The organism is Dactylosporangium darangshiense, assembly GCF_039537565.1.
Classification (GTDB): Bacteria; Actinomycetota; Actinomycetes; order Mycobacteriales; family Micromonosporaceae; genus Dactylosporangium; species Dactylosporangium darangshiense.
In genome coordinates this window covers 78,775-93,406 of record NZ_BAABAT010000022.1, presented here as the reverse complement: position 1 = coordinate 93,406, position 14,632 = coordinate 78,775, and the positions used below count along the sequence as shown (strand labels likewise).

11 protein-coding genes are annotated in these 14,632 nt (G+C 76.6%); 2 read left to right on the top strand and 9 right to left on the bottom strand.

Annotation, left to right across the window (positions count from 1 at the left end; all coding sequences use genetic code 11):
- The first annotated feature begins 22 nt into the window (after positions 1 to 22).
- Positions 23 to 2,134: an AfsR/SARP family transcriptional regulator gene (locus ABD901_RS33180; RefSeq protein WP_345132872.1), complete on the top strand. Its 2,112-nt coding sequence runs from the start codon at positions 23 to 25 to the stop codon at positions 2,132 to 2,134.
- On the opposite strand, the gene ABD901_RS33175 is transcribed toward ABD901_RS33180, so the two are convergent.
- The 4 genes from ABD901_RS33175 to ABD901_RS33160 all read right to left on the bottom strand — a co-directional run bounded on the left by ABD901_RS33175 (position 2,121) and on the right by ABD901_RS33160 (position 5,343).
- Positions 2,121 to 2,909, bottom strand: a complete 789-nt coding sequence (locus ABD901_RS33175; protein WP_345132870.1) for an oxidoreductase — start codon at positions 2,907 to 2,909, stop codon at positions 2,121 to 2,123. The genes ABD901_RS33180 and ABD901_RS33175 overlap by 14 nt on opposite strands.
- Positions 2,910 to 2,982: 73 nt before the next feature.
- A complete protein-coding gene (locus ABD901_RS33170; RefSeq protein ID WP_345132868.1) occupies positions 2,983 to 3,801 on the bottom strand; it encodes an alpha/beta fold hydrolase in 819 nt (272 codons plus the stop codon).
- Positions 3,802 to 3,811: 10 nt separating this feature from the next.
- A complete protein-coding gene (locus ABD901_RS33165; protein ID WP_345132867.1) occupies positions 3,812 to 4,609 on the bottom strand; it encodes an alpha/beta hydrolase in 798 nt (265 codons plus the stop codon).
- A 35-nt stretch (positions 4,610 to 4,644) separates the two neighbouring features.
- A complete protein-coding gene (locus tag ABD901_RS33160) occupies positions 4,645 to 5,343 on the bottom strand; it encodes an alpha/beta hydrolase (RefSeq protein ID WP_345132865.1) in 699 nt (232 codons plus the stop codon).
- Between the two features lie 147 nt (positions 5,344 to 5,490).
- Here ABD901_RS33160 and ABD901_RS33155 point away from each other — a divergent pair, with 147 nt between their 5' ends.
- On the top strand, positions 5,491 to 8,250 hold the full coding sequence (locus ABD901_RS33155) for an AfsR/SARP family transcriptional regulator (RefSeq protein ID WP_345132863.1): 2,760 nt from the start codon (positions 5,491 to 5,493) through the stop codon (positions 8,248 to 8,250).
- Here ABD901_RS33155 and ABD901_RS33150 read toward each other — a convergent pair.
- The 5 genes from ABD901_RS33150 to ABD901_RS33130 form a co-directional block, all read right to left on the bottom strand.
- The gene (locus ABD901_RS33150) at positions 8,247 to 10,361 is read right to left on the bottom strand and encodes a (Fe-S)-binding protein (RefSeq protein ID WP_345132861.1); all 2,115 of its coding nucleotides are present in this window, start codon (positions 10,359 to 10,361) and stop codon (positions 8,247 to 8,249) included. The genes ABD901_RS33155 and ABD901_RS33150 overlap by 4 nt on opposite strands.
- Entirely contained in the window at positions 10,358 to 11,452 is a 1,095-nt protein-coding gene (locus ABD901_RS33145) for an electron transfer flavoprotein subunit alpha/FixB family protein (RefSeq protein ID WP_345132859.1), read from the bottom strand. The genes ABD901_RS33150 and ABD901_RS33145 overlap by 4 nt, the downstream gene beginning before the upstream one ends.
- A 42-nt stretch (positions 11,453 to 11,494) precedes the next feature.
- On the bottom strand, positions 11,495 to 12,265 hold the full coding sequence (locus ABD901_RS33140) for an electron transfer flavoprotein subunit beta/FixA family protein (protein ID WP_345132856.1): 771 nt from the start codon (positions 12,263 to 12,265) through the stop codon (positions 11,495 to 11,497).
- A gap of 97 nt (positions 12,266 to 12,362) precedes the next feature.
- Positions 12,363 to 13,532: a hypothetical protein gene (locus ABD901_RS33135; protein WP_345132854.1), complete on the bottom strand. Its 1,170-nt coding sequence runs from the start codon at positions 13,530 to 13,532 to the stop codon at positions 12,363 to 12,365.
- A complete protein-coding gene (locus tag ABD901_RS33130; protein ID WP_345132853.1) occupies positions 13,526 to 14,602 on the bottom strand; it encodes a HesA/MoeB/ThiF family protein in 1,077 nt (358 codons plus the stop codon). Before ABD901_RS33130 ends, ABD901_RS33135 begins: the two co-directional genes overlap by 7 nt.
- Between the last annotated feature and the right edge of the window lie 30 nt (positions 14,603 to 14,632).

The following is a 14,632-nucleotide window of genomic DNA, read 5'->3' as shown; positions in this document are numbered from 1 at the left end:
GCGGTTCCACCGGAGCGGGGCGGTGACGGCGTTGATGCGCGCGCGGATGTGGTTCACGGTCCTCGGCCCCGTGCGGGCCTGGCTGGGGGAGCAGGAGCTCGATCTCGGCAGCCCGCAGCAGCGGGCCCTGCTGGCGGTGCTGCTGGTCCGCGCCGGCCGGCCGGCCGGCCTGGCCGAGATCGTGGACGCGATGTGGGGGCCGCAGCCGCCACCGACCGCGATCAACGCGGTGCACCGCGGGGTCGGCGGCCTCCGGCGGGCGCTGCAGCCCGGCCTGGCCAGCCGCGACGCCGGGCGCTGGCTGGTCCGCTCGGCCGGCGGATACCGCCTCGACGTGGATGCGGACACGGCCGACCTGGTGCGGTACCGGTGGCTGGTCGGCCGGGCCCGGACCGCCGCCGGCGACGCTTCGGCGGCGGGGCTGTTCGCCGAGGCCCTCGAGCTGTGGCAGGGCCCCGTCGCCGGCGGCGTCGGCGCGGCGGTGCGTGCCCATCCGCTGGTCGTCGCGGTGGAGCGCGAGCATCTCGCCGTGGCGCGCGAGGCGGCGGACGCGGCGCTGGCCGCAGACGAGGCCGGCCGGCTGCTGCCCGCCGTGGCGCTGGCGGCCGACCACGCGCCCCTGGACGAGCCGCTGCAGGCCCGGCTGGTGCTCCTGCTCGCCGCGGCGAGCGGCCCGGCCGCGGCGCTGGAGCACTACGGGCACGTGCGCGCCGCCCTGGCGCAGGAGCTGGGCCTCGACCCGGGCGCGGAGCTGCGGGCGGCCCGGGACCGGGTGCTGCGCCGGCCGACGCAGCGGGCCCACGCCGCCGAGCCGGCACCGGCGGCGGCGCCGCGGCCGGCCCAGCTGCCGGCCGATCTGCCCACGTTCGTCGGCCGCCGGGCCGAGCTGGCGGAGGCGCTGGCGTCGCATCCGCCGCGGGAGGCCGCGCCCGGCGCACTCGTGATCACCGTCATCGGCGGGATGGCGGGCGTCGGCAAGACGGCCCTCGCCGTCCACTGGGCGCACCAGGTGGCCGGCCGGTATCCCGACGGCCAGCTGTACGTGAACCTGCGCGGCTTCGACCCGGTCGGCCCGCCCGTGGCGCCCGGCGACGCCCTGCACGACATGCTCACCGCACTCGGGGTGAGCCGCGACGAGATCCCGGCCGGCCTCGATGCCCGCTCGGCGCTGTTGCGCACCCGGCTCGCCGGGCGCCGGGTGCTCATGCTGCTGGACAACGCGCGCGACCTGGCGCAGGTGCGCCCGCTGCTGCCGGGGTCCGTGGGCTGCCTGGTGATCGTGACCAGCCGCAGCCGGCTGGCCGGCCTGCTCGCCGTCGGGGGCGCCAACCTGCTGACCCTCGACGTGCTGCCGGCGGCGGACGCGCGCGACTTCCTGTCCCGCCGCATCGGGGCGCAGCGGGTGGCCCGGGAGGACGCGGCGACCAAGGAGATCGTCGAGCGGTGCGCGGGGCTGCCGCTGGCGCTGGCCATCGTCGCCGCCCGGGCGGTGGAGCATGCCACGGTACCGCTGCAGGCCATCGCCGCCGAGCTCGTCGACGCGGAGGGCGGCCTCGAGGCGTTCACCGGCCCGGAGCCGGCGGTCGACGCCCGCGCGGTCATCTCCTGGTCGTACCGGTCACTGAGCCCCTCGGCGGCGGCGCTGTGCCGGCTGCTCGGCGCCCACCCGGGCCCGGACGTGTCGGCCGGCGCCGCCGGCAGCCTGCTCGGCGCGCCGGCGCGGGCGGTGCTCGACGAGCTCACCGGCGCGCACCTGCTCACCGAGCGCTCGCCGGGCCGGTTCGAGATGCACGACCTGCTGCACAGCTACGCGGCCGAGCTGTTCGCCGCGACCGACCCCGAGCCCGTCCGGCGCGCGGCCCTGCTGCGCCTGTTCGACCACTACCTGCACACCGCGTTCCGGGCCGTGCGGCTGCTGGCGCCGGCCCGGGAGCCGATCGCGCTCGGCGACCCGGCGCCGGGGGTGACGGCCGAGGCGATCCGCGACGGCGAGCACGCCCGCGCCTGGTTCGGCGCCGAGCACGCGGTGCTCGCCGCCGTGGCCGACCGGGCCGCGGCCGCCGGCTACGACGGGCACGTGTCCCGGCTCGCCTGGGCCCTGGACACCGTCCGCAACGAGGTCACAGGGTGGTGACCAGCCCGCCGTCGATGGCGAAGTCGGCGCCGGTGACGTTGGCCGAGCGGTCGCTGGCCAGCAGCAGCACGAGGTCCGCGACCTCCTCCGGGCGGGTGAACCGGCCGGTGACCGAGTCGCCTGCGGCGTGCTTCGCGACGTCCTCCGGCGTGCCGCTGCCGGCCCGGGCGACGGTCGCCGCGACGCCGTCGGCGCCGAGCCACAGTTCGGTGGATACGGGCCCCGGGCTGACGGTGTTCACCCGGACACCGCGCGGACCAACCTCTTTGGACAGCGACTTGCAGAAGCTGGACAGCGCGGCCTTCGCGGCGCTGTAGTCGATGACGAGCGGGTCGGGCAGGACGGCGTTGACGGAGCTGACCGTGACGATGCTGCCCTGGCCGCGGTCCAGCAGGTGCGGCAGCGCGGCGCGGGTCGTGCGCACCGCGGCGAGCAGGTTGATGGTCAGCGCCGCGTCCCAGTCCTCGTCGGTGACCGACAGGAACCCGCCCGTGCGGGGTTTGACCGCCCCGACGTTGTTGACCAGGATGTCGAGGCCACCGCCCACCGAGACGGCGGCGTCGACCAGCCGGCCCGGGCCGTCCGGGGTCGACAGGTCCGCCGCCACGACGTGGACCGCACCGCGCGCGGCGAGCTCGGACAGCTCGGGGCCCGACGTCCGGGCGCCGGCCACCACCGTCACCCCCTCCTCGGCGAGCGCCCGGGTGATGGCCAGCCCGATGCCCTTGCTCGCACCCGTGACCAGGGCGGTCTTGCCCGACAGGCGCAGGTCCATGGTCTCTCCTTCACAGCTCTCCGGCGCGGCCCGGCGGCAGGGCGACCAGCGCGTGGGACCCTGCCGCCGGGGCTCACTGGACGGATCGTGCGGCGGCGACGATGAGGGCCGCGGCCGCGTGCGGGTGGGAGACCATCGCCAGGTGCGAGGCCGGCACCTCCACGACGTGACTGCGCGCCCGCTGCGCCATGGACCGCTGCACCGCCGGCGGGACGACGTTGTCCCTGGTGCCGAGCAGGTACCAGCTGGGCAGCGTCTTCCACGACGGTACCCCGGAGGGCTCGACGAGCGCGCCGAATGCGATCGGCCGCTGCGCCGCGGCCATCTGCGCCGCGGCCTCGGCCGGCACGTCGCCGGCGAATGAGGACGGGAACAGTGCGGTCTTGAAGTACAGGTCGGGGTTGGCCGGCGGCTGGCCGGGCACCTCGACGAAGTCGAAGAGGGCGGTGGGGTCACCGCCGCCGCCGAGCAGGCCGAGGATCGTCTCACCCTGGTCGGGCACGAACGCGTCGACGTAGACCAGCGCCTTCACGTCGGGATCGGACAGCGCGGCGTTGGTGATCACCGCGCCGCCGTACGAGTGCCCGACCAGGATCACCGGGCCCGTGGTCCGCTGCCGCAGGAACGCCGCGAGGTACGCCGAGTCGCCGGCGATGCCGCGCAACGGGTTCGGCGGGGCCAGCACGGTGTACCCCTGCCGCTGCAGCTCGGTGGTCACCTTCGACCAGCCGGACGCGTCGGCCCATGCGCCGTGGACGAGCACGACCGTGGGCTTGGGCGCCCGCGGCCGGTCGGTCGCCGGTGCGGCCGAGGCGAGCGTCGCGGGCGCCGCGACCGTGAGCGCGGCCGCGGCGCCGATGCCGGTGATGGCGGCGCGGCGGGTCAAGGTCATCTCGCCGCCCCTACAGGCCGTTGCGGTGCAGCCAGGACAGGCAGGTGTCGGCCACCTCGCGCCAGCCGTGGTCGATGGTCAGGGAGTGTGCCCGGTCGGGGAAGTCGATGAGGTCGGTGACCGCGTCGGAGTGGCGGTACTGCTTGAGCGTGGCGCGGGTGACCGTCTCCGGCACCGTGTGGTCCCGGCCCCCGCTGATGAGCAGCAGCGGGCCGCGCATCTCGTTGGCGGTGTTCACCTTCGCCGGGGAGTGCGGGTCGAAGTTGGCGGCAGCGGCCTCGAACAGGGGCTTGCCCGGCGCCGGGATCGCCCAGCGCGTGAAGAGTTCCAGCGACTCCTCCTCCGGGATGGCGTTGCCGAAGGCGTACCGGAACTGCTCGGGGGTCAGCGAGACGGCCTTGTGCTTGTTGGTCGGGTTCTTGAACACCGGCAGCGTGGAGCGCAGCGCCGACAGCGGCAGCGGCAGCACGCCCTTGATCTGGGCGGCGTCGATCGCGATGGCCGCGGCGGCGAGGTCCTGCCCGAGCAGCTTCTGGGCGATCATGCCGCCGAACGAGTGCCCGACGAGGATCGGCGGCGCGTCCAGGCCGCCGATGATCTTCGCGTAGTGCGCGACGATGTCGTCGATGCCGTGGTCGGCGATGGCCTCCGGGTTGGCCCGGGCCTCCTCGACGGTCTCCGGGTCGCCGGGCCAGCCGGGCGCGGCCGGGTCGTATCCGGCCTCGCGGAACAGGTCGATCCACGGCTGCCACGAGTCGGCGTGCAGCCACAGCCCGTGGATGAACAGGACGGTCGATCCAGTTGACATGACGGTCTCTCCCGGTGAGTGGGTGACGAACGGACTCACGCCAGCACGTTCGCGGCGGTGAGCATGAGGTCCACGACCGCCGTCGGCTGCGACACGGCGACGGCGTGCGAGCCGGCGGTCTCGGAGGTGCGCGCCCCGGCCCGCTGCGCCATGAACCGCTGCGCCTGCGGGTGGACGAGGCGGTCGTCGGCGGCGATGAGGTACCAGGACGGCAGGGTGCGCCACGCCGCCCCGGCCGCCCGGCCGGTGAGGCACTCGGGCGCGATGCCGCGCTGCGACGCCGCCATCGAGGCGGCGACGGATGCGGGCAGGTCCGCGGCGAAGACGGCGGCGAACGCGTCCGGGTCGATGCGTACGTGCGTGTCCGGCCCGCCGACGGTGGGCAGCGGGGCCGGCGGGAAGCGCCGGTTCACGTCGTCGACCGACTCGCCGGCGTCCAGGGCGTAGCCGGCGACGTACACCAGCCCGACGGCGTTGCCGGCCTGCGTGCCGGCGCCGGTGATGACCGCGCCGCCGTAGCCGTGCCCGGCGAGCAGGACGGGACCGGCGATCCCGCGCGCCGTGGCGGCGACGTGCGCGGCGTCGACGTCCAGGCCGTGCAACGGATTGTCCGCGGCCCGCACCGCGACGCCGGCCTCCCACAGCTGCGCGACGACGGCCGACCACAGCGCGGCGTCGGCGAACCCGCCGTGCACCAGCAGCATCGTCGGACCTGTACGGGACACCATGGGCATGGCCCGTACCGTAGGCCGCCCGCAGTGGAGGATTTGTTGGTAACGACTTGGCGGCGCCTGCTTCGGCGTCGTCAGGCTGTTCCACGACAGCGCCCGGTGCGTGCGTGTGCCATCCTCGGCGACGCTCGAACGTCGCCGAGGAGGAGCGTGGACTTCCTGATCCTGGGGCCGCTGGAGGTCGTCGTCGCCGGTGCGGCGGTGCCGCTCGGCGGTGCCAAGCCGCGGGCCGTGCTCATCGCGTTGCTGCTGCACCCCGGCCGGTACGTCGCCGCCGACCGGCTCATCGCCGACGTCTGGGGCGACGAGCCGCCCCCGAGCGCGGTGAACGCGCTGCAGAGCTACCTGTCGCGGCTGCGACGCGCGCTGGGCCGAGACGCGGTGCGCCACCACGCCGGCGGGTACCGCGTGGCCGCCGGGCCGGAGCAGGTCGACGCCCGCCGCTTCGAGGCCGGCGTCGCGCACGCCCGGGCCGCGCTGGCCGGCGGCGATGCGGCCGGCGCGCTGGGCGCCGCCGAGGCGGCCCTGCGGCTGTGGCGCGGCCCGGCGCTGCTGGACGTGGCCGGCGAGCTCTTCGCACAGGCCGAGATCGCGCGCCTCACCGAGCTGCGCCGGGTCGCCGAGGATCTGCGCGTCGAGTGCCTGCTCGCCCTCGGGCGCACGGCCGAGGCGGTGGCCCGCTCGGCCGAGGTCGTGGCCGGGGAACCGCTGCGGGAGCGCAGCCGCGCCCAGCTGATGATCGGGCTGTACCGCGCCGGGCGGCCGGCCGAGGCGCTGGCCGCCTATCACGAGGGGCGCACCCTGCTGGCCGATCAGCTCGGCCTCGACCCGGGCGAGGAGCTGCGGGCCCTCGCCGGTGCGATGCTGCGCCAGGATGCCGAGCTGGCACCCGCACCGGCCGCCGCGTCGCCCGTCAACGCCGTGCCGCCCGGCCCGGACCGCTTCGTCGGGCGGGACCGGGAGCTCGCCGAGGTCCGGGCGCTGCTCGACGAGCACCGGCTGGTCACCCTCACCGGTCCCGGCGGCGCCGGCAAGACCCGGCTCGCCATGGAGGCGTGCCGGGGCCTGCCCGTCGACGTGCGCCTCGCCGAGCTGGCCGGCGTCGAGGACGGCGCGCTGCTGGAGCCCGCACTGGCGCAGGCGTTCGGGCTGGCGGTGCCGACCGGCGTGGCCGGGATCGCCGAGGCCGCCGGCGACCGGCCGGTCGTGCTGCTGCTGGACAACGGCGAGCAGCTCGTCGCCGCGCTGGCCGGCGTGGTCCGCCGGCTGCTGGCCAAGGTGCCGGGCCTGCGCGTCCTGCTCACCTCCCGGTCGCCGCTGAGCGTGGCGGGGGAGCGGCAGTACCCGGTGCCGCCGCTGCCCGCGGGCACGGCGGCGGTGGAGCTGTTCCTGGACCGGGCCGCGGCCGTCGCGCCCGGCTGGGTGTGCGGCCCGGCCGAGCGGGCGGTCGTCGCGGCACTCTGCGAGCGCCTCGACGGGCTCCCGCTGGCCGTCGAGCTGGCCGCGGCCCAACTGGTCGCGCTCGCACCCGCGCAGATTCTCGACCGGCTCGACGACCCGCGGGCGCTGGTCAGCCCGCGCCGCGACGTCGACGAGCGGCACCGCAGCCTCGAGGGCGCGATCGACGCCACCCACCGGCTGCTGGACGGCCCGCAGCGGGAGCTCTTCGCGCGGCTCAGCGTCTTCGCGGGCCCGTTCGACCTCGACGCCGCCGAGCGGGTCGCGGGGGACGCCGACGGCGTGCTGGCGCCGCTGACCGGGCTGATCACCGGGTCGCTCGTCACGGCGCTGCCGGACGCCTCGCCCCGGCGCTACCGCATGCTGCGGACCCTGCGGCAGTACGCCGAGCGCCGCCTCACCCCCGACGGCCGGGCCGGCCTGCGCCGCCGGCACCTGGCGTGGTCCGGCGAGCTTGCGGCGGCGGCCGACCGCGGGCTGCGCGGGCCGGACGCGCGGCGGTGGTTGCGCACCCTCGCCGCCGGGCAGGACGACGCCCGCGCCGCGCTGGCACACGCGCTGGACGATCCGGCCCTCGCCGGCGCCGGGCTGCGGCTGGCGGGCGACCTGAGCTGGTTCTGGTACCGCGGCGGCCACATCGTCGAGGGCCTGCGCTGGCTGCAGGCCGCGCTCGCCGCCGCGCCGGACGCGGCCGAGGACGACCGGGCCCGGGCGCTCACCGGCGTGGCCTGCCTGCGGTACCTCGCCGGCGACCTCCCGGCCAGCGGCGCGGCGATCGGCGCCGCGCTGCGGCTGGCCCGGGCCGGCGGCGGCCCCGTCACGCTGGCCCGGGCGGCGGTCTACCACACCCTGCTGCTGGGCCTGTCGGGCCGGGCCGCCGACGGCCGGAAGGCGGGCGAGGAGGCGCACGCCCTGGCGGCGGCCTGCGGCGAGGACTGGCTGCTGGCCGAGGCCCTGATCAGCATCGGCCACGTGACGTGGGCCGGCGGCGACCCGGCCGGCGCCGCCGCGGTGCTCGACGAGGCGATCGAGGCCGGCACCCGCAGCGGCTTCGCCTGGTCCGCCTCGTCGGCCCGGTGGATGCGGGCCGAGCTGGCGCTGGGCGCCGGCGCGCCCGAGGAGGCGCTGCGCCTGGCGAGCCTGGCGGTGGCCGACCTCGACGAGCAGGACGACGTGACCGGCTGGCTGGCCACCGCGCACCTGCTGGCGAGCGCGCTCGCGCACACCGGCCGGCCCGGCGACGGCGCCGTGCTGCTCGGCGCGGTCGCCGCGCTCGGCGGCCGGGTCGGCTACGCGCCCGAGCGGATGGACCCGGTCAACGCGCCCGGCCACGTCGAGGCGGTCGCGTCCCGGCTCGACCCGGGCGCCTACGCCGCGGCGCTGGCGCGGGGCCGGCGGATGGACCGGGCCGCGGTCCGCGCCCACCTGCGGGCCCTCGACCGCCTCGGCTAGGCGTCGGCCTGCGGGCCTCGAACCGAGCGCAGCAGCAGGTCCGAGACGTCCGCCACGCGCACCTGCTCCCCGGCCTGGCCCTGCTGCTTGCGGGCGGCAACCCCGTCGGTGAGCATCGCGATGCAGAACGGGCACGCGGCCGCCACCACCTCGGCGCCGGTGCCGAGGGCCTGGTCGGTGCGGGCCTCGTTGATCCGGGTGCCGATGCGCTCCTCCAGCCACATCCGGCCGCCGCCGGCGCCGCAGCAGAACGACGTCTCCCGGCTGCGCTCCATCTCGGTGAACGTCACGCCCGGCACCGCGCCGATGAGGTCGCGGGGCGGGCTGAAGACCCGGTTGTGCCGGCCCAGGTAGCACGGGTCGTGGTAGGTGACGGCGGCGTCGACCGGGTGTGCCGGGCGCAGCCGGCCCTCGGCGACGAGCCGGGACAGCAGCTGGGTGTGGTGCACGACCTCGTAGTGGCCGCCCAGCTGCGGGTACTCGTTGGCGATCGTGTTGAAGCAGTGCGCGCAGGTGACGACGATCTTCTTCGCGCCGGCCGCGTCGAGCGTCTCGACGTTGCGCTTGCCGAGCTCGGTGAACAGCAGCTCCTGGCCGAGGCGGCGGGCGGCGTCGCCGGTGCAGGTCTCGCCGCCGCCCAGGACCATGAACGACACGTCGGCGGTGTGCAGCAGCTCGGCCACGGCCCGGGTGGTCCGCTTGGCGTTCTCGTCGAGGGCACCGGCGCAGCCGACCCAGAACAGGTACTCGACGTCGTCGGGAAGCCGCTCGCCCTCGAGCACCCGGACCGGGAACGGCAGCCCCGCCGTCCACTCGAGGCGGGCCTTGGCGCCGCGGCCCCACGGGTCGCCGGCCCGCTCGAGGTTGCGCAGCAGGACGTTGGCCTCCTTCGGGAAGCTCGACTCGATGAGGACCTGGTGCCGGCGCATGTCGACGATGTGGTCGACGTGCTCGATGTCGACCGGGCACTGCTCGACGCAGGCGCCGCAGGTCACGCACGACCACAGCACGTCCGGGTCGATGACGCCGCCGTCCTCGGCGGTGCCGACGAGCGGCCGCGCGGCCTCGGCGAGGACGTCCCTCGGCAGGGCGGCGCGCGCCTCCTCGGAGCCGGCCAGCAGGTAGGGCGCCTTGGCCAGCGCGTGGTCGCGCAGGCCCATGATGACGAGCTTCGGGTTGAGCGGCTTGTCGGTGTGCCACGCCGGGCACTGCGACTGGCAGCGGCCGCACTCGGTGCAGGTACCGAAGTCGAGCAGGCCCTTCCAGGTGAAGTCCTCCACGGCGCCGCGGCCGATCCGGTCGTCCTCGCCGGGGTCCTCGAAGTCGACGGGCGCGCCGCCGGAGTGCACGGGCAGCAGCGGCCCGAGGGCGCGGGGCCGGCGGGAGAACAGCACGTTGAGCGGGGCGAGGCCGATGTGCAGGTGCTTGGAGTGCACGACGATGACGAGGAACCCGAGCACGACGCCGAGGGACAGCAGCACGCCGACGGTCTCGAGGACCTCGTTGGTCCCCGGCCCGAGCGGCGCGAGCAGGCGCCCGGCGGCCTCGGAGGCGAACGCGCCCTCGTCGTACGGGAACGTGCCGGTGTTGACCTGCGCGCCGCGGAACAGCAGCAACGTCCACATCACGTTGAAGATCATGAACAGGACGAGCCAGGCGGCGCCGAGGTGCGAGCCGAAGAACCGCGACCGGCGCCCGTCGCTGGCCGGCCGGTGGCGCAGCCGGATCGCGGCGAACACGGCGAGCCCGGCGAGGACGGCGACGACGAACAGGTCCTCGGCGAAGCCCAGCCACGCCTGCGTGCCGATGAGCGGGATGTGGAAGTCCCGGTCGAACAGGGCGCCGTAGCCCTCGACGATGGTCGCGCCAAGGATGATGAACCCCCAGAAGACCGCGAAGTGCGCGAGGCCCGGGACGCTCCACGTGAGCAGCTTGCGCTGGCCGAGCACCTCGGTCGCGATCGCCCGCAGGCGGGGGCCGAGGCCGCGGGTCCGCTCCGGTTCGGCGGGCTGGCCGGTGCGGGCGATCCGGTAGAGGGTCCACACCCGCCGGCCGGCGAGGGCGAACGCCGCCGCCGTCATGGCCAGGCCGAGCACCAGTCGCAGGATCATCGTCGGTCCTCCGTGAGGTCGTCATCGGTGACGGGCCGCGCGTGTTGCGGCGGCAAGTCCGGGCTACCGCGATGTCCGTCGTGGTCCGGGCCGTGACTCCCGGGCCTTCGGCCTGGTCGCGTAGTTGCGCTTTGCCTGCGGCGGCGGATCTCGGCGAGCAGCGCCGGCACCACCTGGCGGACGTCGCCGACGACGCCGAGGTCGGCGATGCCGAAGATGGGCGCGTCCGGGTCGCGGTCGATCGCGACGATGGTCTCGGCGTGCTGCATCGCCGCGCGGTGGCGCACCGAGCCGGAGATGCCCAGCGCCAGGTACAGCCGGGGGTGCACGATCGTGCCGAGCTGGTCGATGCGGTCCCGGCGCGGGCACCAGCCGAGCTCGGTCGCGGTGTGCGAGCCGCCGGCGGCGCCGCCGAGCGCGTCGGCGAGCTGCCCGACCAGGTCGAACGCCTGCCGCGAGCCCAGGCCGTGCCCGCCGGCGACGACGACCGCGGCGGTGGCCAGGTCGTGCGCGCCCGCTCCCGCGCCGGGCGGGCCGACGCGGCGCACCCGCCGGTCGCGCGAGACGGTGCCGGCCAGCCGGCGCACGACCGGCGCGGCGGGCGCCGCCGACGCCGCGACCGCCTCGGTACGCACCACGAGCAGCGGGGTGCCGCGCACCACGGCCGACTCGACCAGGTACGCCCCGCCGAGCACCGACTGCACGGCGACCGGGCCGCCGGGCTCGGCGCGCACGTCGACGATGTCGCCGAGCAGCCCGGCGCGTAGCCGGACGGCCAGCCGGGCGGCGACCTCCCGGCCGACCCGGTTGGACGCCAGCAGCACCGCGGCCGGGTTCAGCCGCCGGGTGAGCCGGTCGAGCAGGTCGAGCCGGACCGCGGCCGGGTAGCCGCCGGCGCCGTCGTCGCCGCCGGTCCAGACCGTGCCGGCGCCGAAGCGGCCCAGCAGCGCCACCGCGGCCGGGTCGGCGGGCGCGTCGAGGACCGCGGCGGGCGCGCCGAGGCGGCGGGCCAGGGTGAGCAGGGCGCACGCCGAACGGCACACGCCGCCGCCGGCCGCGTCGCGTTCCACGAGCACCAGCACCGGTCTCACGCAGGCCTCCTCACCCCGGTGGCGGCCGGGGCGTCGGTACCGTCACAGAAACTGCCGCTCCGCGAGGAAGTCGGCGAGGCGGGTCGCGGCCACGGCCGGGTCGCCGGCGAGCAGCAGGTGCGCGCGGCCGTCTGCGCACGAGGTGACCGCGCGCACCTCGGTCGTCGCGGCCCGCCGGCCCACCTCGCCCGCGGCGACGCCGAGGTCGTCGAGCGCCCACGTGCGCACGAGCTTGTGAGCCGCGTCGGCGCTGGCGGCCCAGGCGCGCTGGCCGGGCTCGCCGCATCGTTCGGTGACCGACACGACCGCCGGCAGCGCCGCGGCGAAGGCCTCGAGCCCGCCGCCGTCGTCGCGACCGATCTCGACCCGGCGCTCGCGCACCCGCAGCGTGTCGGCGAAGCATAGCGCGGGCACGCCGAGGAACTCGGCGACCATGGCCGGCACCGCGCCCATGCCCGAGTCGGCCGACGCGGTGCCGCACAGCACGAGGTCGAACCCGAGCCGTCCGGCGGCCGCGGCGAGCACCCGGGCGGTGGCCAGGGCGTCGCACCCGCGCAGCCGCTCGTCGCGGACGTGGACGGCGTCGTCGGCGCCGAGGACCAGCGCGCGGCGCAAGGCGCCGGCGGCCGGGGACGGCCCCATCGTCACCGCGGTGATCTGCACGTCGCGGCGGCGGCGGGCGACGCGCAGCGCCTGGTCGACCGCGTACTCGTCGGCTTCGTTGAGCCAGCCCGGCCCGCCGCGGCGCAGCGCGCCGTCGTCACCGAACGCCCGCGCGGCCGGCACGGATTTCACCAGGACCACGATCCTCATCCGGCCAGTCCTCCGCTCGCGTCAGCGTCCGAACCTGAACGCGAGTTTAGGGCGCCGGAGATCCGCGGAACAGCCCCGACGATTGATCATCTTTGATTCAAGATCGCCGGCGCGCCGCCGCCGTGCGCAGCACGCGCAGGCCGCTGCGGGCCGCGCCCAGCAGCGCGAGCAGGGACGGCACGACGGCGACGAGCAGCGCCGCCAGCCCGGCCCAGCCCGCCGCCGTGCCCAGCCCGCCGTCGCGGATCGGGGCCACGCAGAGCCGCACGAGGTACACCATGCCGGGCAGTGCGAAGGCGGCGAGGTACCCCAGCGCCAGCGCGATCCCCGGCACGTACAGCCACAGGTACCGCCGCGCCCAGGCGATCTCGCCCGCGCCGGTACCGGCCAGGTGCTCCTCGTCGGCGGGGGTCGCGCGGCGCAGGTACCGCCGCAGCAGCGCGCCCTTCGTGGCCCACAGCGTCTTGCAGCCGGTCGCGTTGACCAGCAGCGCGTAGACGTCGGTGCGCATGAACACCAGCAGCTGGGCGACCAGGGCGGTGACCTGCAGCAGCACCAGCGCCCGCAGCAGCCGCACGACCACCGGGCCGAGCGCGCCGGCCAGGCACGCCTGCGCCAGCAGCGCGGCGGCGAGCACGACCAGGTCCCAGGCCACGCCGGCCAGCAGCGGGCCGTAGCGGGCCCGCCGCGGCAGGCTCCACAGGCGGGTGAGGTCGGCCTGGAAGGTGATGAAGTACAGCCGGCGGGTCACCGACAGGCGGCTGCGCAGCCCGTGCCGGGCGGCGGCGAGCACGTGCGCGCCCTCGTGCACGGCGGCCGCCGCGATGCCCAGCGCGCTGACGGCGACGATGTTGAGCAGCTGAGTGGTGAACGGGAACCCGTCGCGGTACGACGGCCGCAGCGACGGCATCGCGACGAGCAGCACCGGCGCCGCGAGGGCGGCGAGGGCGTAGACGGCCCAGGCCAGCGGGTGGAAGAGCGCAGCGCCGGCCCGCCGCCCGAGGCCCGGGCCGTCGGGCGCGCCGGGCGCCTCGTCGAGGAGGCCCTCGGCGGCCAGGGTGGCCAGGAACCCGGGCACGTCGACCGGCTCGCCGGCCACCTCGGCGGCGCGGCGCTCGCACTCGGCGACGTCCGCGCCCTCCTGCAGCCACTCGATGATCCGGGCGCCGAGCTCGGGAACCTCGACATACTCGGCCGAATGCGGGCTGCCCACCACGTAGCCGTCCCCGTCGGCCACCAGCGTGAGCGCCCCGATCCGGGTCAGCACAGCGGGCAGCCGGGGTTGTGCGGCCAGGGCTCCACCGTCATGCGCATGGCGTCGGCCAGGTCGAAGGTGTGGTACGTCGCCGCCGCCACCGGCGGGTCGGTGCGGGTCAGGTAGCGCCCGGCCTCCAGCGCCACGAACCCGGCGAGCAGCTGCGCGACCGGCCCCGTGGCCCGGTTGACGAAGTCCGCGGACATCATGACCGTCTGCTCGACCTGCTGCGCCGCGCCCTCGTCCGCGCGGTTGAGCTCCAGGCACAGCCGGCACGGGCTGACACCGGGCTCGACCGACCAGTAGAACAGGGTCGAGTACTGCAGGCCGCCGGTCACGAACGGCACGCCCAGCTCGAAGCAGGCCTCGTTGACCAGCAGGTGGACGTCGTTGGGGGAGTCGATGGCGCACACCACGACGGACGCGCCCGCGCCCAGCCGGCGGATCGTGTCCGCGTCGGCCACCCGCTCGCGGACGGCCTCGACGGCCGTCGTGCCCGGGGAGTACCGCGCGGCCCAGTCCCGCGCCGCGTCGGCCTTGGCCCGCCCGACGTCGGCGCGGCCGTAGGCGAACTGCCGGGACAGGTTCTTCTCCTCGACGACGTCGAAGTCGACCAGCCGGACCCGCCCGGCGCCGAGGCCGACCAGGGACTGCAGGACCCCGCTGCCCATCCCGCCGGCGCCGAGCAGCAGCACGTCGGCGTCGCGCATGGCCCGGTGGAAGGCCGCGCCGGGCCGCTGCAGGCCGGCGAAGAGGTCGTAGAAGCGCAGGTTGCTCTCGTGCCGCCGCAGGGTGTCCGGGTCGAGCCCGGCGTCGGTGTCGGCGCGCAACAGCACCCCCACCTCGTCGAGGGCGGCGACGGCGGCGGCCATGTCCGCCTCGGTGACGGTGAAGCCGCGCTCGCGCATGGCGGCCGGCAGCCCGGCGACGGGATGCGCGCCCTGCGCGAGGACCTGCAGCAGCGCCGCGACGCTGCCGTCGGGGTCGGCGAGGTACGTGAGCTGCATGGCGCGCCCGACGAGGATCACCTCGGCGGGCCGCCGGACGACGGCGATGGGCTTGAGCCTGGGGCGGACCGGCATGGCACGACCTTTCACGGGGGAGGAAGGGGG